Here is a 16788-nt window from a genome sequence, read left to right as displayed (position 1 = left end):
TTAACTTTTGGGATTTAAATCTTTCAACATCCAGATAGGACAACTGGTATGACCCGTTCCTCCCATGGGGCTACAAAGATACTCAAAACCTACGTTCTGATATATTTTTTGAGCGGTTCTCATTTCGGGTAACGTTTCTAAATAGCATTTTTCATATCCTAATTCTTTAGCTCTCTGCAGGCATTTTTGAATCAATTCGAAACCCATTCCTTTTCCCCGAACTTCTTGCAAAAAATACATCTTTTGTAGCTCACAAATGTTTTTGCCAGCATGATCCAATTTATGGATTCCTGCGCCGCCCATTATTTTGCCATTATTCTCGATAACATAATATACCGCTTTTGGAGTGTTGTATGTTTCAAACATAAAGTCCAATTGCGAATCAGCAAAGGCCGTTCCTTTTTTAGGATAGTTTTCCAATATAAAAACTTGCCGAATTACAGCTGCAATTTGTTTGTTGTCGCTTTGTTGTATTTCTCGTATGATCATTTCAAGAAAGTTTAAAATTTGATAAGGATTATAGAATAAGCTTACAAAAATAGTATTTTTGCTTTGTGAAGATACATGAAACATACATCAAACGTTGCCTCGAATTGGCTCAAAAAGGTTTAGGGACAACCTATCCTAATCCTTTAGTAGGGAGTGTTATAGTCTATGACGGAAAAATTATTGGAGAAGGGTGGCATAAAAAAGCGGGTGAGGCTCATGCTGAAGTACATGCTATTCAGGCTGTAAAAGATAAAAGGCTCTTGTCTGATGCAACAATTTATGTTAGTCTAGAACCGTGCAGTCATTATGGTAAAACACCGCCTTGTAGTGATTTGATTATTGATCAGGGCATTCCTAACGTGGTGATTGGTACTATAGATCCCTTTTCTAAAGTGGCAGGAAGGGGTGTAAAAAAGCTACAAGACGCTGGAATAAACGTAACGGTAGGTGTTTTGGAAGCCGAATGTGCGAGACTCAATAAACGCTTTTTTACCTTTCACAACAAAAAAAGACCTTACATCATTTTGAAGTGGGCAGAAAGCAAAGAGGGATGTATAGCTCCGTTAACAAAAGAAATAAAAGAACCTATCTGGATTAGTAACGCTTTTTCAAGACAATTGGCCCACAAATGGCGAAGTGAAGAACAGGCTATTTTGGTGGGTACCCAAACAGTTCGTGATGATAATCCTTCTTTAACCGTACGCGATTGGACGGGAAATCATCCTATTCGAATAGTTTTAGATAAAAACAATTCCATTTCAAAAGAAAGTTATATCTTTGATACTCTAGCGAAAACGCTTTTAATTACAAAAGATGATTTTAGTTTCGACGATAATTTGGCGCTAAAAATGGCTCATTTTTTGTACGAAAAGGAGATACAATCTGTGATAATTGAAGGGGGTAGGCAAACGCTACAAACGTTTATTGATGCTGGAATTTGGGATGAAGCACGCGTTTTTATTGGGGACAAGGTATTGCAAGAAGGCATAAAAGCCCCGAAATTAGAAATTAGCCCCGAAAAGAAACGACACATTGTAAATGACGAACTTTTAATATTTTTCAACCATGATTGATACTATTATTTTTGACTTTGGCGATATTTTTATCAACTTACAAAAAGAAGCACAGATTGAAGCTTTTGCTCAATTAGGTTTGTCAGGTCCCAATAATGAGTTGATAGCCATGAACGATTTGTTTGAAAAAGGCCAAGTTAAAGAACACGAATTTTTAAGTGCTTTCCAAAAGTTTATTCCCAACGCTACGGTTGACCAAATTAAAGAAGCATGGAATAGTATTATAGGCGAATTTCCGCTCTATCGACTTGAGTTTTTACAAATGATATCGGAAAAATACCGTCTTTTTTTACTGACGAATACCGATGAAATACACATTCATAAATTTGAACAAAACGTAGGAATGTCTTTTTATACTGATTTTTACCGTTGTTTTGAAAAAGTATTTTATTCGTATGAAATGGGGATGCGAAAACCGGAGTCTGCCATTTATACCTCTATTATTAATAAGTATGATTTATCTCCCAAGCGTACCGTTTTTGTTGATGATAAAAAAGAAAACACCGATGCCGCAGCACAATTAGGACTTCATGTTTGGAATTTAAAAGTAGGAGAAGAAGATGTGGTCGATTTATTCAAACAAAAACATTTACCTCTATAATTAAAATTTCGTATTTGTAACTTTGAACGATACCTATAAAACCCTTTCGTTACCTTCTAAAGAAATACTATTCAAAGAAAAAAACAGTAAGTTTTATGGTTATGCTTTTCCTGTAACCACAGAGGAAGAAATTAAAAATCACCTTGATGTTTTAAGAAAACAACATTATGGAGCCGTTCATTTTTGTTATGCCTTCCAATTAGGGACGGATAAAATTCAATTTCGTGCCAATGACGATGGAGAACCAAGCAATACAGCTGGCGCTCCTATTTATGGACAGATTCAGTCTTTTGGACTAACCAATGTTTTGATAGTAGTAGTTCGTTTTTTTGGAGGGATTAAATTGGGGGTGGGAGGTTTAATTTCTGCCTACCGAACTGCGGCACAAATGGCTTTGGAAAATGCAGAAATTATTGAAAAGACCGTCAATGTTCATTTTGTGGTTGCATTTGATTATAAAAATATGAATAAAGTGATGCGAATCATCAAGGAAAAAAACTTAGAAATCATCACGCAAAAAATGGAATTGACGTGTGAGATTGAAATAGCAACACGAAAAAAAAATGCCGAAAATATCTTCGACATTTTTACAAACTTGTTTGAAGTTACTATCACGCGAAAAGATTAATCTTCCTTTTTAATAACATCCAAAACATATTGAGGCGGGACAATAGGTTTGCCTGTTTCTGTCGCTACAAAAACCAATATAAAATAAGCAATTGTTAATAACTCTTCGTTTTCATTGTGAATTTCACAATCAAATTCAATCTTTACCCCGCTATAATTGCGCATTTTAGTGGTAATGGTTAAGATGTCATCATATCGAGCCGGTTTTTTATAGTTCAAATGCATAGACACAATAGGAAGCGCGATACCATCTTCTTCTAGTGATTTATATGAAATCCCTCTATTTCTAAGCCATTCCACGCGTCCAATCTCAAAATAGGGCACATAACTTCCATGATAAACCACGCCCATTTGGTCGGTTTCTCCATATCTAACACGAAGGGTAACTTTATTTTTATCCATAATTATTTTGTCTGTTTTTGTTTATTTGAAAAAGCTGTATACAATAATATTTTTAAAAAATCAATAGTAATTTATTTTTTTTTAAAGAATTTTGTTCACATATTTGTTTGCCCGAAAATTACAACGAAGAATCCCTTTTTTTGTTGGAAAACCATAATAAAAAAATAAAAATTTAACATGATCATGAGCAAAACTGCGCAATCGGTATGGGAAAATTGTCTGTCTTTTATAAAAGACAACATTCAAGAGCAAGCCTACAAAACTTGGTTTGAACCTATCAAATCTGTTGAACTTTTAGACAGCACCTTACACATACAAGTTCCAAGTAAATTTTTCTACGAATGGTTAGAAGAACATTATGTAAAAATACTTAAAGTTGCCCTAACTAAAGAACTTGGGAAAAATGCAAAGTTACTATATAAAATTAAAATGGAAAACACTATTGGCAGTAAACAGCCCTTTACAGAGCAAATACCCAGTAGTCAGCGAAGTCCCATTAAATATCAAGAGGTTGACGCTCCTTTCAAAAACCTAAATCCTGAATTAAAAAATCCGTTTATTATTCCAGGAATACGAAATTTGAAAATTGAATCTCAATTAAACCCTAATTATAGTTTTGAAAATTTCCTTGAAGGGGATTCAAATCGATTGGCACGTTCTGCGGGGATGGCTGTAGCCAACAAACCTGGAGGAACGTCATTTAATCCGTTGCTTATTTTTGGTGGTGTAGGTTTAGGGAAAACGCATTTAGCGCATGCTATAGGTGTAGAAATAAAAGAAAAATATCCCGATAAAACGGTTTTGTATATTTCTGCTGAAGTGTTTACTCAGCAATACATTGACTCGGTAAAGAAAAATAACCGAAACGACTTTATTCATTTCTATCAATTGATTGATGTTTTAATCATTGATGATGTTCAATTTCTTTCAGGGAAATCAGGAACTCAGGATGTGTTCTTTCACATATTCAATTACTTGCATCAAAACGGAAAACAAGTTATTCTCACTTCCGACAAAGCACCTGTAGATATGCAAGATATCGAACAACGATTGCTTTCTCGTTTCAAATGGGGATTGTCGGCTGAATTGCACCAACCAGATTATGAGACCAGAATCTCCATTTTAAATAATATTTTGTATCGAGATGGGGTTGAGATGCCTAAAGAAATCGTCGAGTATGTCGCTCAAAACATCAAAACAAATGTTCGAGAATTGGAAGGCGCCATCATCTCTTTAATTGCTCAATCGTCTTTCAATAAAAAAGAAGTGACACTTGATTTGGCTAAAAGTATCGTAGAAAAATTTGTTAAAAATGTGAAACGAGAAGTTTCTATTGAATACATCCAAAAAGTGGTATCTGATTATTTTCAACTGGATATTGATACGTTGCAGTCAAAAACGAGAAAACGTCATGTAGTTCAAGCCAGACAATTGGCGATGTTTTTTGCAAAAAAATTCACCAAAGCTTCTTTAGCGAATATTGGTTCGCAAATTGGAGATCGGGATCATGCCACCGTTTTACATGCATGCAAAACCGTTGATAATTTAGTAACGACTGACAAACAATTCAAAAAATTTGTGGATGATATTCACAAAAAATTGTCTATGTAATAGTTGTATTTTATACCTTTGAACCCCATAAATATTAATCATTCATGGCAATAAAAATATTAATGGTGTGCTTAGGAAATATTTGCCGGTCACCAATCGCTGAAGGGTTGTTGGCTGCTAAACTCCCTAAAGACACTTTTGTAGTTGATTCTGCGGGTACTGGCCCTTGGCATGTGGGCAAACATCCCGATGAGCGATCTATTGCCACCAGTTTAAAGAACGGTATTGATATTAGTGCTCAGAGAGGGCAACTTTTTACGCCAGCTCATTTAGATACATTTGATTACATTTATGTTATGGACAATTCAAACTATAGCGATGTGATGGCAATGGCCAAAAATGAGGCACACAAAAGTAAAGTTAGCCTGATACTAGAAGCTCTTTTTCCCGGAGAACACGTCGATGTTCCCGATCCCTATTATGGTTTGCAAAACGGGTTTGATATGGTTTTTGAGATGCTTGACGAGGCTACTGATGTTATTGCAAAAAAATTACTAGAAACGCATGGCTAATATGAATACCATAAAAGGGAAATTATACCTCATTCCTACCACCCTCGGAGAAAATAATCCTTTAGATGTATTGCCAATTCCCGTAAAAAATACGATTGCTTTTCTTGATACTTATATTGTAGAAAACGAAAAAACAGCACGAAAATTTATTAAGAGCATCCTCCCTGAAAAAGTTCAGGCCAATCTAAAAATAAGCACTCTAAACAAACACACTGCCCTAGAAGAACATCAAAGCATGTTGAAGCCTTGTTTAGAAGGAACAAGCATTGGGCTCATGAGTGAAGCGGGGTGTCCTGGTGTTGCCGACCCAGGTGCGGTAATCGTAAAATTAGCTCATGAAAAAAACATACAAGTTGTGCCACTCGTTGGTCCATCTTCAATTTTACTAGCGATGATGGGGTCAGGAATGAATGGACAAAGTTTTGCTTTTAATGGGTATTTACCTATAGATAAATCTGAAAAAAAATCAGCCATAAAAAATTATGAAAAGCTGTCTTTTGATAAAAATCAATCTCAACTTTTTATAGAAACGCCCTACAGAAATAATAAATTGGTAGAAGATTTGTTGCAGACGCTACAGCCTAATACCCACTTGTGCATTGCTACCGATTTGACATTGCCCACAGAATTTATTAAAACACATCGTGTCTCCGAATGGAAAAAGATAAAGGTGGATTTGCAAAACCGGCCTACAATTTTTATCATTCACAAAATGTAACTATTCTATTTTTACAAATTCTTTAGGTGGAATATTGTGCGTTTCATAGCCAGCAAATCGTTTTAAATAACTTTTAATGGTCGTTCCATATCCGTCTTTAAATTTCTTTTTTCCACTAGAGGTAATGAATTTTCGAACCGATTGTGCGCCTCCCAAATGAGCTGCTGCCAAAAGGCCAGATTCTGTTATCCGAACGCCATCCACTGTTTTTCCTTTATACTCCCTAATGATGTCAGCAAGTTTGTATTTATTTATACTCACTAAAGCTACAAAAGCATCTTCTTGTAACATAGGATTGTTGAGAAAAACTGCCTTACTTTTTATTCCAATAAAATTTAGTGCTGAAATCCCAAATTGGTATTTACCCATATACCCCAAAGAATTCACAAGTTTGTACTGTCCTAAAGACTCTTTTGCGGCAATGGCCTCTTTAAAACCTACAAACCTTTTTCCAAGGAAAGGCATGTTTTGATGTTGATAATCAACTATTTTAATCGAAGGGAGTTGATAGGAAAAGTCTACATCTGTTAGTGTTTTTTTAGGATGGTAAGGCTCTAACGGTTTGAAATAAAAACTAGAGGCACTCACTACAAAAAAAAGCACAGAATAAAACATCCATTTGTTTATCATACTGTCCATTTTCAAAGCCAAAAACGGCTTTATTATCGGGACAAATATAAACATTTATTTTAAATTCAAATTGAAAATCAATATATTACGATTTTTAGTAATAAAATAAATGCCCTTTTAAGGCGCCTTTATCGTTTAATTCAAGGGTTGGAAAAGGAACCTTTAAAGAATTAAAAAGAGCGAAAACTGTTTTAAGAACCTGTGATTTTGTACGAATTTTCGTAAAATCTACATCCAAACTTAAATAAAATTGTCTATATCTTTGAAATACAGGATAGGAAGCTGAATCGTTAAATGATTCTTTTCCAGAAATCATGCCCTCTGCACCATAGCCAAGGGCAAGATTGAGCCAAGTAGGTACTTTTGAAGTTTTAAAAAAAGACCGAATATTTCCTGAAAACCAATACGTCTGTCCGTTGTAATCTTTCAATATTTGCTGACTTAATGACGTTCCTAAAACGTTGGGTCGAATAGCAGCGTATGAGGTCTGATGGAATGAAAATTTTGGAACAATTCGTTGTTCTTTCCATAAAAGTTGTTGGGAAACAAATAGGGAAGCTCCCGATACATTCGCTGCCATATCGCTCCATGAAAATCCCCATTCAGAAGAGTGACCGTCTAAAACTTCGACAACGGTCATGAAGCCTACACCTAGCGTTGCGCCATAAAGTAGTCTTGAAGCTTCATGGGCTCCAGACCAAGCTAAAGCGTTGTATCCCATTGCACCCATATGATAGGTGGAGTAAAAGTGTCCGAATTTATCCATCTGCAACCATTCTGCGCTATCATCTACTGTATGAAACTTAGAACGCGGGTATTGAGCATACCACAATTGGTTTAATCCAATTAAGGCTGAGGACGCTAATGCTGTTTCGGTAACTACAACCGTGGTTCTTCGGCTCGAATTCAAACTATCCGAAGGTTTTAAAAAAAGATTTAGAGACTGTCCTTGGCAGAGACCATAGCTCAAGAAAAAAAACAGAAAAAATTTTTTTACCTGTTTCAAAGCCACGTATTTATCTATTGGTTCCTGTAGAATTCAACCAATCGGCATATTTTTTCGCATTCACTTGATGTTGCGCATAGGTTGAAGCAAATTCGTGATAACCAAATCGATCTACACTCGCACAAAAATAAAGGTAGTCGTTAGTGTCTGGATTCAACACAGCGTCGATCGCAGAAATGTCTGGAAGCGCTATTGGCCCCGGAGGCAATCCGATGTTTACATACGTATTGTAGGGCGAGTGAATGCTCAAATCGTTGTATAAAACACGTTTGATGATTTGAGAAAAATCGTTTTGCTTTAATTTTAGCGCATAAATCACCGTAGGATCTGCTTGCAAGGGCATTCCTTGTTGCAATCGGTTGAGGTATACTCGGGCAACTTTTGGTCTCTCCTCTATTTTTACGGTTTCTTTATGAACAATCGAGGCCAATGTCATGACTTCTACAGGCGTCAATTGCAATTGATTTGCTTTTTTCAATCGATCTTTATTCCAAAAAGTATGGTATTCTTGAAGCATTTTTTCACGAAACTTCTCGGCAGAAATATTCCAATAAAATTCATACGAGTTTGGAATAAACATTGCGATTACATTCTCTTTAGTAAACCCATTTTTCTTTAAAAATACAGAATCTCTAAACGCACCTAACATTTTAGTTGTGTCAGGTTCAAGCATGCTACTGAATCGCACACACAAATCTTCCAAACGTTCTTGATTATTGAAGGAAAGTTTAACAGGAATATTTCGTCTCAATGCCGCAACGAGTGCAAAATTGCCCATTCCTTTTTTGATTAAAAAACGACCAGGTTTAACATGTTTATCATAACTTCTAAGGCTAGCCATCATTTCAAAACCGCTTAAATTACCCACTAGAGGTTTCATAATTTGTTTTACTTCCTCATAGGTAGCTCCAGTTGGAATGGTCACGAATTGTTCTTCTTTTGTAATAGTCGTATTGCTTGAAAAAAACTTTATATAGCCAAATAGTATCACTGCCAAAAAGAGACCAGCGCCTATACCTATTCTTATTTTTGATTTTTTGGTCAACATCAATGCCATGTTATTTTTGATTTATGAGTTGTAACAAAACCTCGTCTTGATACGAATGATTAGTAAATACCCAATCTTTTTTTACTCCAATTTTTTGAAACCCAAAAGTAGTAAAAAGGTTTAGACTAACGACATTGTCAATAGCTATATTTGCAAAAAGTTGATGCAAGTGCAAGTGGGTGAAAGCATAGTCTATCAATAATTTTAAGGCTTCTTTTCCATTACCTTGCGCTCTATTTTCTTGATTTTGAATAACAATGCCTATTCCTGCGCGCCTGTTTTTTGGGTCAAATTCGAATAGGTCAATCAGACCTATCGTTTCCCCCGAGGCGCTATTGCAAATTGCCAAGCGCAGTTGTTTGGCTTCATAGATATCTTGATGTGCATTTTCAAGATATTGTCGAATTAAAAACTTGCTGTATGGGGTTTGCGTATTGCTAACGTGCCAAATGGCTTCATCGTTTTCAATAGCATAAATAAATGATAAATCTTCGGGTTCTAAAGCACGCAAATAGACTAAAGAACCTTGGAGTGTTGTTCTCATACGTTTTTTTATAAAAAATTATAACGTCATCGTACCTTCATAGACAAAGGTTGCAGGGCCTTCTAAAAAAACCTGAGTAAATGTATTGTTCACTTTTTCAAAAGCAACCTGAAGACGACCACCTTCTACATCCAAATCAATTCTATTAGACGTTGTTTTTCCTAACACATGCATCGCAATAGCCGTTGCCGTTGCGCCAGTGCCACAAGACAAGGTTTCATCTTCCACGCCGCGCTCGTAGGTGCGCAATCTAAAATGATTTTCAGAAATTTGAGATACAAAATTTACATTAGAACCGGCAGCTCCATACAGTGACGAATACCGAATGGCAGCTCCGTTTTTTTGAACATCAAAGTTTTCGAGATCTTGAACTAAGGTAACATGGTGTGGGGAGCCCGTATCTAAAAAGACATATTCCTCGTGTACGGCAACAGCAGGAACCGATTTCATTTGCAGCGATACTTTGCCGTCTTCCTGAATGGTTGCCTCATGCAGACCATCTACTGCATTAAATCGCGTTTTGTTGTCAATCACTCCAATTTGTTTAGCAAAAGCAACAATACATCTTCCGCCATTACCACACATGGTGCTTTCTCGCCCATCAGAGTTATAATACACCATTTTAAAATCGGATTGGGCGTCGTTTTCTAAAAGAATGAGCCCATCTGCCCCAATACCAAAACGGCGATGACACCATCTTTCAATTAGTTTGATATCGTTTTTAGGGAAAAAATTTTGACGATTATCAATCATGATAAAATCATTTCCTGTTCCTTCGTATTTATAAAATTGTACAGTCATGGTTCAAAAATAAGTACAAATTTACAAATATTAACGAGAAGTTAAAGAATGTTAAACGAGCGTTAAACCCTTTTTTTGCGATTTATAAATTCATAATTTTGAAAGGTCTAACTAAATAAGGTTTGAATTATGAAACGATTATCAAGTTTATTTTTAGTATCATTAATGAGTGGCGCTACCACACTTGGAGCTTATAAATTGTTTATCGAAAAAGGCTCTAACCGAAACAGTATAGTTACCGAGGCCCCATCCTACTATGGAAAAGCCGTAGGTTTGGGTGCGGAAAACATTGATTTTACTTCAGCGGCTGACAAATCGGTGCACACGGTTGTGCACGTAAAAAACGTATCTATTAGAACCGTGTACAACCCCATTATGGAGTTCTTTTATGGCTCTAGAGGCGGCGGACAACAACAAGAACAAATCGGAACCGGTTCGGGTGTGATTATTTCTGAAGATGGTTATATTGTAACCAACAACCATGTGATTAAAGATGCTACCGAATTGGAAGTAACGTTAAACAATAAAAAAGTCTACAAAGCCAAATTGATTGGTACCGATTCTAAAATGGATATTGCCCTTTTGAAAATTGATGCCGATGAGAAATTGCCGTATTCTACCTTTGCCGATTCAGACCAAGTTCGTGTAGGGGAATGGGTTTTGGCTGTGGGGAATCCCTATAATTTAACCTCGACCGTAACCGCAGGAATTGTTTCTGCTAAAGCCCGAAACCTAGATACTAATGGCATTCAGTCTTTTATTCAAACAGATGCTGCGGTCAATCCAGGGAACTCGGGAGGGGCACTTGTCAATACTCGTGGGGAACTTATAGGCATCAACACCATGATTTCGTCGCCTACAGGGAGTTATGCAGGGTATTCGTTTGCGATTCCTTCCAATATAACTAGAAAAATCATTGAAGACATCATGGAGTTTGGAAATGTGCAACGCGGCGTATTGGGTGTGGTAGGAAACGAACTCAACGGGCCTACTTCAAAAGAATTGGGCATCAAACAATCGCAAGGGTATTATGTAACCAAGGTTATCAAGAATTCTGGTGCGGAAAAAGCGGGTTTACAAAAAGGAGATGTCATTGTTAAATTGGACAACCAAACCATTTCGTCCTATCCCGAATTGACAGGATACATCAGTACAAAAAGGCCTAATGATAAAGTACAAGTAACCTTTATTAGAAACAACAAAACCCAAGTGATTCCTGTAGTACTGGCCAAAAACGACATGATTAATGCCGACTTTAAAGGTTTAGAATTGGAGAATTTAGACAGTGGCGACAAAAAGAAATTTAACATTGACTATGGTGTAAAAATCAAAGAGGTGAATAATGAGCGCTTGAAACCCTATCAAAACGATTTAAAAGGAAGTATTATTTTGACTATAGACGGGGTCAAAGCGAGCGATATAGAAACCGTGTCTAAAATCGCTTCGGATAAAGACGAAAACCAAAGCTTTAATATTGAAATGATGAACAAAATGGGGCAAATTATTCGAATTATAATATAAAACCCGCTTTAAAAAAAAATAGTAAAAGGACGTTCATTTGTAGAACGTCCTTTTTTTATGAATATGTTGTATGACTCTAAAATACACACCTGAAAAAATGTAGCGTTGGATTGAAAATGTGAACGGTTTTCATAAAACCATATATAGTTTGCTTCAAAAGGGTATTCCTTTTTACAAAACGGTATATCGTTTACTCAAAAGGATATATAGTTTGCGTCAAAATATTATTAGTTTTTATAAAACGGTATATAGTTTACCCAAATGGCGCAGATATGCCCCACAACGGATAGCGCGGAATTGTATTCCTTGCCCACAAAGAGCATAAAAACACACAAACTTCAACCATAAAAAGTTGTAATTTTTTTGTTAGATTTGTTTTGAATTTGATTGTGGTCACGGATTGCAAATCCGCGCTATCGGGGTTTTAAAATACTATTATTATTCAAATTACTCAGTTTAAAGGACCTGACTTTTTAGTAAAATCCTAGATATAGTAGTTTTAGTTCTCTTTTTTACAAAATTCTTTAAATCTTTTAAGAGAACTAATAAATGCATTGTTACTTTTTCTTCCAAATTCAGCTTCAACACCATCAGTATCATATTTTTTTACATAAAAATTAATGTTTACTGAAAGATCTTCTATTGAAATTCCTTCTCTATCACAAATTTTTTCAACTCTTTTAATATAGTCATAAACTGTAGATGGTTTTCCTGAAGGAGTGTATTGACTATATCCATTATCAATTAAATATTCTTCAAAATTATCTTTTAATTTTTGACAATTAGTTTTTTTTGATTTTTCATTTTTATTATCAATTAATGGACCCGTTTCTTTGATGAGTTCAGCATTTTTATTACTTCTTTCCATGTTAGCCTTTGATACTCTGTTTTTTTTCCTTTGCTTATCTGTTCTAGGAGTTATTAAATCAGGATTACTAAGTATTTCATTTATCTCTCTAATTCTGGCTATATTCTTATCTATTATCTTCTTTTGTTGCTCAGTTAAAGGGGTAGCTTTTTTAAATATACCAAGTAAACCTTTTGGTTTGTTAGATTCAACTATTGATTTGTTTTTATTTATAAGTTTACAGCGTTCTTCTCTTAACCTTACTTGATTGTATTCACTTTTTGGTGTATTAGCATCTTTTTGCTCTTGTTTTTTAATTTGATTAGTTAATTTTATATTTTTACTTTTTGATTTTACTGTTTTGCTATTAATAATTTCATCAAATATTTTTTTAAGTTCAAAATTTGAATAATTTCGATATTTATTATACACTTCCCTTGATTGTTTAGCATAATTATCTAAACCATTTTTGTTATCTAAATAGGCAAAATTACTAATTCTCATTTTTAAAGAAGTTAATTTTATATCTAGTATTAATGATGATTTTTTTATTTCTTCTACAGTGCCAAATTTATAAAGGTAAAAAGCGACAATATCATCTGAAGTATCCCATTTTCTCATGATTTATATATTTTAAGTTGATTTTATCAAATCATTACAATTTTTAATAACATTCAGTAATGTCAAAATAATAATTTTCAATTTGAGTAATTACTTCTGTTTTAGTTTTGAATGTTGTTTCAATTTTTATTTTGTCAATGTTTCTACCATTATTAAATAAAAGCGATTGTTCAATTTTTTTCCAAGAAATTCCTCTTATTTCACCTAAACATTTCAATATAAAATACTCAACACCAATATAATCATTAAATATTTCTTTATGAATGATTATTGGGTTATCAATTAAATTTCCCTTGCCTCCTGAAATTGGTAAATCTTCTTCAAAATGTGTTTTAATTAGTTCTTTAAGTGTACTCATTTATCTGTGTTAATTGTTGTCTTAAATAGTAAATTAGATGACTAAAACTCAATAATCTACTTGTCCCATTAAAAATGTATTAAAATTTAATCCTTTTAAAGTTTCAACAAATTCTTTGTCGCTAACATTAAATAATAATCTAAAAACATTTCTATCACTTCTAGAGTAAAGTTTGTTGTAGATTTTATTATTTTCAGATATTTCAAAAACATGTATTTTTTTTGAATTATTATTATTTAGTAAAAGGAATAATTTTTTTGTTTTTCTACTACAATTAGGCTCAAGAGACCAAATTCCATTTGAATTAATATTCGACCAATTAGTATTGGTGGCATTTAAATTTAAATTTAATTTTCTATTTACAAGTTTTATTGCTAATTCTTTTGTCATGATGATTTAATTTAAATAATTATTAATTTTTTTATGAGATAGAATATTTTTAAATTTTGAATTTGCTCTATATATCCTTACTTTGACAACATCCATAGATAGTCCCATTTCTTTTGTTATTTCTAAATAAGTCATCTCTTTGTTGTAATACAAATCTAAAACTTTTTGTTCCTCAGAGGATAATTTTTTTAAGCTCTGGTTAAATAAAACCTTAATAATTTCTCTATCCATCTTTTCTTCAATAAATACTGAATCATCTACTAGAAAATCATAATTTGTATCATCTATATTTATAGTTTTAAGTTTGTTTTTTTCTGCTCTACTTTTTATATGGTCTTTTAAAGTGTTAATGGCAATTTGTATTAGCCATGTACTAAAACTAGCTCTATTCTCATCAAAACTTTGAATTTTGGAGAATGCTTTGTAAAAAGACATTGAACAAATATCTTCAACAATAAATTTATCAAAATTATCAAATGATATTTTAGAGATACTATTAAACACAAAATTATGATGAGATACATACAATTGTGAAAACGCATATTGATTACCCATTTTAGCTAATTTAATAATTTTTTTTTCGTTTAATGTTCTCATGTTTATAAAAGTTTTGTGTTAATATTTTTGTTAATTTAGGTAAAAATAAATTCAATTCTTTTTTCTCATGAACTTAATACGATGTTTAAAAATTAATGTTACATGAAAGTGTAATTAAAAAATAATTTAATCTATAAAATAAACATACCCTATATATATAGTGTATTGTCAATAGAAAAAAAGAAGTAAAACACCATTTTTTTAAAGATATATCGCTAAAAGCAATATATTAATAAGATAAGTTTAAAAATATTTTTATTTTAGGTTTAATTTTTATTAAATATGTAGTGAAAAAAATAAGATTTGTGTGTTTTTTCAATTTGAAACAATGCCATAATTTAAAAAAATAAAACTTTTTGTTACATAATAATTGTCTTCATCGTAATAAATTAAAAAAGTCTTCAACATTTATTTAATGAGGTCTTTTTTACGATTATTTATTAATTTCTAAATTTATTATTATGAAAAACAAAAAAACTTTGTATCATTTTGTATTAGACAGTAGTGGCTCAATGAATGATTGTGTAGAAGCTACAATTAAAGGATTTAACAATCAATTAGAAACAATAAAAAGTTTACAAAAAGAATTGCCAAAACAAGAATTTAGAATTTCTTTAACTCTTTTCAACAACCATATTAACCACGTTTTGTCAAATGTTAGTGTTTCTAATTTTGAACCATTATCTCGTTCTAAATATGTTCCGTGTGGTTCTACTTCATTATTAGATGCTATAGGACAATCAATAAATCAAATTAGAATTAATTGTGAAACAGAAATTGTTAGCAATAAGATGAATGTTGTTATGATAATTCTTACCGATGGTATGGAAAATTCAAGTTGTGAATTTAATTTTAATCAAATCGCGAAAACTATTACAGAACTTGAAACTTCAGGAAATTGGGTATTTACTTTTTTAGGTGCTGATATTGATGCTTTTCAAATGTCTGAAATGCTCAATATAAGGTCTGAAAATGTTGTTTCTTTTGATAAAAAAAACATGGATGCTATGATGGGGGATATTAGTAAAGGAATTTGTTATTATTCATATTCAAACGATCGGTTTAAAAAAAACTTTTTCGATTTTATTGAAGAAGATGAAGATCAAAAAGGAAAATAATCTTTTAATCTTAATTGTAAATATAATTTTCAAAACTACAACCTTGAAAAGTTGTATTTTTTGTTAGCTTTGTTTTAACCAGGATTGTAGGCATGAATAGCGCCATGCATTAACACGTTAACAGGATAAATATACAGTCACACAGGTCAAAATAAAAAACTAAAACCCAACTATTCTATATCTCATATCAAAACTGTATCTTTGCGTTTATTTTAATTTTCAGAATGGATAAAAAGACGGAAGAGTTTTACATTAGGCTAAAAGAAGAATTGAGCACGACCTCTCAATGGCCTTCAGAATACCTCTATAAATTTATTGTACCCACCGATGCGAAGAAAATTGAAGAAGTAGAAAATGCTTTTGACAATATGGGTGCCGTGATTAAAACACAACAATCTAAAGGGGGAAAATATACCTCTGTATCGGTAAACGTCACGATGAATTCTCCAGAAGATGTGGTAGAAAAATATATAGAAGTTTCTTCGATAGAAGGAATTATTTCACTTTAATATGGTACCAAAATACATAAAAGAAAACGCCAACGATGTTGTATTCAATTTAGAATACAATGCCGAGCGTCCGCATTTGATTATCCCAGAGTACGGTCGTCATTTGCAAAAACTGATTGATTTAGCAGTAGCCATTTCAGATAGAGAAGAGCGCAACAAAGCGGCAAAGTATATCATCCAAGTGATGGGAACCTTAAATCCGCATTTGCGTGATGTGCCCGATTTTCAGCATAAGTTGTGGGATCAAATTTTTATCATGTCCGATTTTAAATTGGATGTCGATTCACCCTATCCGATTCCTACTCGTGAGCAGATTAATTTGAAACCAGAACGGTTACCCTATCCACAGAAGAATCCTAAATACCGTTTTTATGGCAACAACATCAAATACATGATTGAGGTGGCCAACAAATGGGAGGAAGGCGAGATGAAAAGCGCTTTGGTCAAAGTCATTGCCAACCACATGAAGAAATCGTATTTGAGTTGGAACAAAGACACGGTGACCGATGCTGTGATATTCGAACATTTGTATGAATTGTCAGAAGGAACCATTAATTTGACACAGAGCGAAGAGGAGCTATCGAACACGGTAGATTTGATTAGAACCAACAAAAAGATTTCTAACAAATCACAAATGATGCAAAACAACAACAAGAAACAAGGTTTTAAAAAGCCCAACAACGGCAAAAAACCCTTTATGAAAAACAATAATAATCCAAAATAAATATAGGTACTAAGACACTAAGGTGCTGAGATTAAAAGCTC

Annotated in this window: 21 protein-coding genes; 10 read left to right on the top strand and 11 right to left on the bottom strand. The window is 33.4% G+C overall.

Translation table 11 applies throughout. The features are described from left to right. Positions 1–489 carry a GNAT family N-acetyltransferase gene (locus tag CLV55_RS02400; protein WP_112112226.1) on the bottom strand — a complete coding sequence of 163 codons (489 nt, stop codon included), beginning with the start codon at positions 487–489 and terminating at the stop codon, positions 1–3. A gap of 65 nt (positions 490–554) precedes the next feature. Between CLV55_RS02400 and ribD the strand changes: the two genes are divergently transcribed. From ribD to CLV55_RS02385, 3 genes are read left to right on the top strand one after another with little or no spacing between them, the layout of a single operon-like run. Beyond that, on the top strand, positions 555–1562 hold the full coding sequence (ribD, locus tag CLV55_RS02395) for a bifunctional diaminohydroxyphosphoribosylaminopyrimidine deaminase/5-amino-6-(5-phosphoribosylamino)uracil reductase RibD (RefSeq protein WP_112112124.1): 1008 nt from the start codon (positions 555–557) through the stop codon (positions 1560–1562). Beyond that, positions 1555–2163, top strand: coding sequence for an HAD family hydrolase (locus tag CLV55_RS02390; RefSeq protein ID WP_112112123.1), 609 nt, complete (start codon positions 1555–1557; stop codon positions 2161–2163). Before ribD ends, CLV55_RS02390 begins: the two co-directional genes overlap by 8 nt. Before the next feature lie 22 nt (positions 2164–2185). Next, complete coding sequence (locus CLV55_RS02385; RefSeq protein WP_112112122.1) at positions 2186–2791, top strand: IMPACT family protein; 606 nt, start codon at positions 2186–2188, stop codon at positions 2789–2791. Here the strand turns inward: CLV55_RS02385 and CLV55_RS02380 are convergent. After that, positions 2788–3192: an acyl-CoA thioesterase gene (locus CLV55_RS02380; protein WP_112112121.1), complete on the bottom strand. Its 405-nt coding sequence runs from the start codon at positions 3190–3192 to the stop codon at positions 2788–2790. The genes CLV55_RS02385 and CLV55_RS02380 overlap by 4 nt on opposite strands. A 183-nt stretch (positions 3193–3375) precedes the next feature. Here CLV55_RS02380 and dnaA point away from each other — a divergent pair, with 183 nt between their 5' ends. From dnaA to CLV55_RS02365, 3 genes are read left to right on the top strand one after another with little or no spacing between them, the layout of a single operon-like run. Further along, the gene (gene dnaA / locus CLV55_RS02375; RefSeq protein ID WP_112112225.1) at positions 3376–4803 is read left to right on the top strand and encodes a chromosomal replication initiator protein DnaA; all 1428 of its coding nucleotides are present in this window, start codon (positions 3376–3378) and stop codon (positions 4801–4803) included. A gap of 44 nt (positions 4804–4847) precedes the next feature. Continuing rightward, a complete protein-coding gene (locus CLV55_RS02370) occupies positions 4848–5315 on the top strand; it encodes a low molecular weight protein-tyrosine-phosphatase (protein WP_112112120.1) in 468 nt (155 codons plus the stop codon). A gap of 1 nt (position 5316) precedes the next feature. Next, on the top strand, positions 5317–6033 hold the full coding sequence (locus tag CLV55_RS02365) for an SAM-dependent methyltransferase (RefSeq protein ID WP_112112224.1): 717 nt from the start codon (positions 5317–5319) through the stop codon (positions 6031–6033). Here CLV55_RS02365 and CLV55_RS02360 read toward each other — a convergent pair whose 3' ends face one another. The 5 genes from CLV55_RS02360 to dapF all read right to left on the bottom strand — a co-directional run bounded on the left by CLV55_RS02360 (position 6034) and on the right by dapF (position 10062). Continuing rightward, the gene (locus tag CLV55_RS02360; protein ID WP_112112223.1) at positions 6034–6663 is read right to left on the bottom strand and encodes a peptidoglycan-binding protein LysM; all 630 of its coding nucleotides are present in this window, start codon (positions 6661–6663) and stop codon (positions 6034–6036) included. Positions 6664–6757: 94 nt separating this feature from the next. Continuing rightward, a complete protein-coding gene (locus CLV55_RS02355) occupies positions 6758–7675 on the bottom strand; it encodes a DUF2279 domain-containing protein (protein ID WP_394338223.1) in 918 nt (305 codons plus the stop codon). Positions 7676–7679: 4 nt separating this feature from the next. Continuing rightward, positions 7680–8726 (bottom strand): endolytic transglycosylase MltG, encoded by a 1047-nt coding sequence (gene mltG / locus CLV55_RS02350; RefSeq protein ID WP_317048361.1) that lies wholly within the window; start codon positions 8724–8726, stop codon positions 7680–7682. A 1-nt stretch (position 8727) separates the two neighbouring features. After that, positions 8728–9261: a GNAT family N-acetyltransferase gene (locus CLV55_RS02345; protein WP_112112119.1), complete on the bottom strand. Its 534-nt coding sequence runs from the start codon at positions 9259–9261 to the stop codon at positions 8728–8730. Between the two features lie 18 nt (positions 9262–9279). Further along, on the bottom strand, positions 9280–10062 hold the full coding sequence (gene dapF / locus CLV55_RS02340) for a diaminopimelate epimerase (protein WP_112112118.1): 783 nt from the start codon (positions 10060–10062) through the stop codon (positions 9280–9282). Between the two features lie 129 nt (positions 10063–10191). Between dapF and CLV55_RS02335 the strand changes: the two genes are divergently transcribed. Beyond that, positions 10192–11583 carry a S1C family serine protease gene (locus tag CLV55_RS02335; protein ID WP_112112117.1) on the top strand — a complete coding sequence of 464 codons (1392 nt, stop codon included), beginning with the start codon at positions 10192–10194 and terminating at the stop codon, positions 11581–11583. Positions 11584–12082: 499 nt separating this feature from the next. On the opposite strand, the gene CLV55_RS02330 is transcribed toward CLV55_RS02335, so the two are convergent. Genes CLV55_RS02330 through CLV55_RS02315 form a run of 4 tightly spaced genes read right to left on the bottom strand, consistent with a single transcriptional unit; the run spans position 12083 to position 14396 of the window. Next, positions 12083–13051: a hypothetical protein gene (locus CLV55_RS02330; protein WP_112112116.1), complete on the bottom strand. Its 969-nt coding sequence runs from the start codon at positions 13049–13051 to the stop codon at positions 12083–12085. Between the two features lie 43 nt (positions 13052–13094). Further along, on the bottom strand, positions 13095–13409 hold the full coding sequence (locus CLV55_RS02325; protein WP_112112115.1) for a hypothetical protein: 315 nt from the start codon (positions 13407–13409) through the stop codon (positions 13095–13097). Positions 13410–13457: 48 nt separating this feature from the next. Continuing rightward, complete coding sequence (locus CLV55_RS02320; protein ID WP_112112114.1) at positions 13458–13799, bottom strand: hypothetical protein; 342 nt, start codon at positions 13797–13799, stop codon at positions 13458–13460. A gap of 6 nt (positions 13800–13805) precedes the next feature. Further along, positions 13806–14396, bottom strand: coding sequence for an RNA polymerase sigma factor (locus CLV55_RS02315; protein ID WP_112112113.1), 591 nt, complete (start codon positions 14394–14396; stop codon positions 13806–13808). 461 nt (positions 14397–14857) lie between these two features. Here CLV55_RS02315 and CLV55_RS02310 point away from each other — a divergent pair, with 461 nt between their 5' ends. From CLV55_RS02310 to CLV55_RS02300, 3 genes are all read left to right on the top strand, one after another. Beyond that, positions 14858–15514, top strand: coding sequence for a vWA domain-containing protein (locus CLV55_RS02310; RefSeq protein WP_112112112.1), 657 nt, complete (start codon positions 14858–14860; stop codon positions 15512–15514). 224 nt (positions 15515–15738) lie between these two features. Then, the gene (locus CLV55_RS02305) at positions 15739–16023 is read left to right on the top strand and encodes a DUF493 family protein (protein ID WP_112112111.1); all 285 of its coding nucleotides are present in this window, start codon (positions 15739–15741) and stop codon (positions 16021–16023) included. A 1-nt stretch (position 16024) separates the two neighbouring features. Then, the gene (locus CLV55_RS02300) at positions 16025–16747 is read left to right on the top strand and encodes a DUF4290 domain-containing protein (protein ID WP_112112110.1); all 723 of its coding nucleotides are present in this window, start codon (positions 16025–16027) and stop codon (positions 16745–16747) included. The last annotated feature ends 41 nt before the right edge of the window (positions 16748–16788 follow it).

Source organism: Flavobacterium aciduliphilum (genome assembly GCF_003268855.1).
Taxonomy (GTDB): Bacteria; Bacteroidota; Bacteroidia; order Flavobacteriales; family Flavobacteriaceae; genus Flavobacterium; species Flavobacterium aciduliphilum.
The sequence above is the reverse complement of the archived record's forward strand: the minus strand, read 5'-3'. Positions and strand labels throughout refer to the sequence as shown.

Bases quoted from the DNA above. Each gene is read 5' to 3' on its own strand.
- CLV55_RS02310 (WP_112112112.1), top strand. From the start codon at position 14,858: ATGAAAAACAAAAAAACTTTGTATCATTTTGTATTAGACAGTAGTGGC.
- CLV55_RS02305 (WP_112112111.1), top strand. From the start codon at position 15,739: ATGGATAAAAAGACGGAAGAGTTTTACATTAGGCTAAAAGAAGAATTG.
- CLV55_RS02345 (WP_112112119.1), bottom strand. From the start codon at position 9,261: ATGAGAACAACACTCCAAGGTTCTTTAGTCTATTTGCGTGCTTTAGAA.
- CLV55_RS02390 (WP_112112123.1), top strand. From the start codon at position 1,555: ATGATTGATACTATTATTTTTGACTTTGGCGATATTTTTATCAACTTA.
- CLV55_RS02360 (WP_112112223.1), bottom strand. From the start codon at position 6,663: ATGATAAACAAATGGATGTTTTATTCTGTGCTTTTTTTTGTAGTGAGT.
- dapF (WP_112112118.1), bottom strand. From the start codon at position 10,062: ATGACTGTACAATTTTATAAATACGAAGGAACAGGAAATGATTTTATC.
- CLV55_RS02315 (WP_112112113.1), bottom strand. From the start codon at position 14,396: ATGAGAACATTAAACGAAAAAAAAATTATTAAATTAGCTAAAATGGGT.
- CLV55_RS02330 (WP_112112116.1), bottom strand. From the start codon at position 13,051: ATGAGAAAATGGGATACTTCAGATGATATTGTCGCTTTTTACCTTTAT.
- CLV55_RS02370 (WP_112112120.1), top strand. From the start codon at position 4,848: ATGGCAATAAAAATATTAATGGTGTGCTTAGGAAATATTTGCCGGTCA.
- CLV55_RS02335 (WP_112112117.1), top strand. From the start codon at position 10,192: ATGAAACGATTATCAAGTTTATTTTTAGTATCATTAATGAGTGGCGCT.
- CLV55_RS02300 (WP_112112110.1), top strand. From the start codon at position 16,025: ATGGTACCAAAATACATAAAAGAAAACGCCAACGATGTTGTATTCAAT.
- CLV55_RS02400 (WP_112112226.1), bottom strand. From the start codon at position 489: ATGATCATACGAGAAATACAACAAAGCGACAACAAACAAATTGCAGCT.
- mltG (WP_317048361.1), bottom strand. From the start codon at position 8,726: ATGGCATTGATGTTGACCAAAAAATCAAAAATAAGAATAGGTATAGGC.
- CLV55_RS02365 (WP_112112224.1), top strand. From the start codon at position 5,317: ATGAATACCATAAAAGGGAAATTATACCTCATTCCTACCACCCTCGGA.
- CLV55_RS02325 (WP_112112115.1), bottom strand. From the start codon at position 13,409: ATGAGTACACTTAAAGAACTAATTAAAACACATTTTGAAGAAGATTTA.
- dnaA (WP_112112225.1), top strand. From the start codon at position 3,376: ATGAGCAAAACTGCGCAATCGGTATGGGAAAATTGTCTGTCTTTTATA.
- CLV55_RS02380 (WP_112112121.1), bottom strand. From the start codon at position 3,192: ATGGATAAAAATAAAGTTACCCTTCGTGTTAGATATGGAGAAACCGAC.
- CLV55_RS02320 (WP_112112114.1), bottom strand. From the start codon at position 13,799: ATGACAAAAGAATTAGCAATAAAACTTGTAAATAGAAAATTAAATTTA.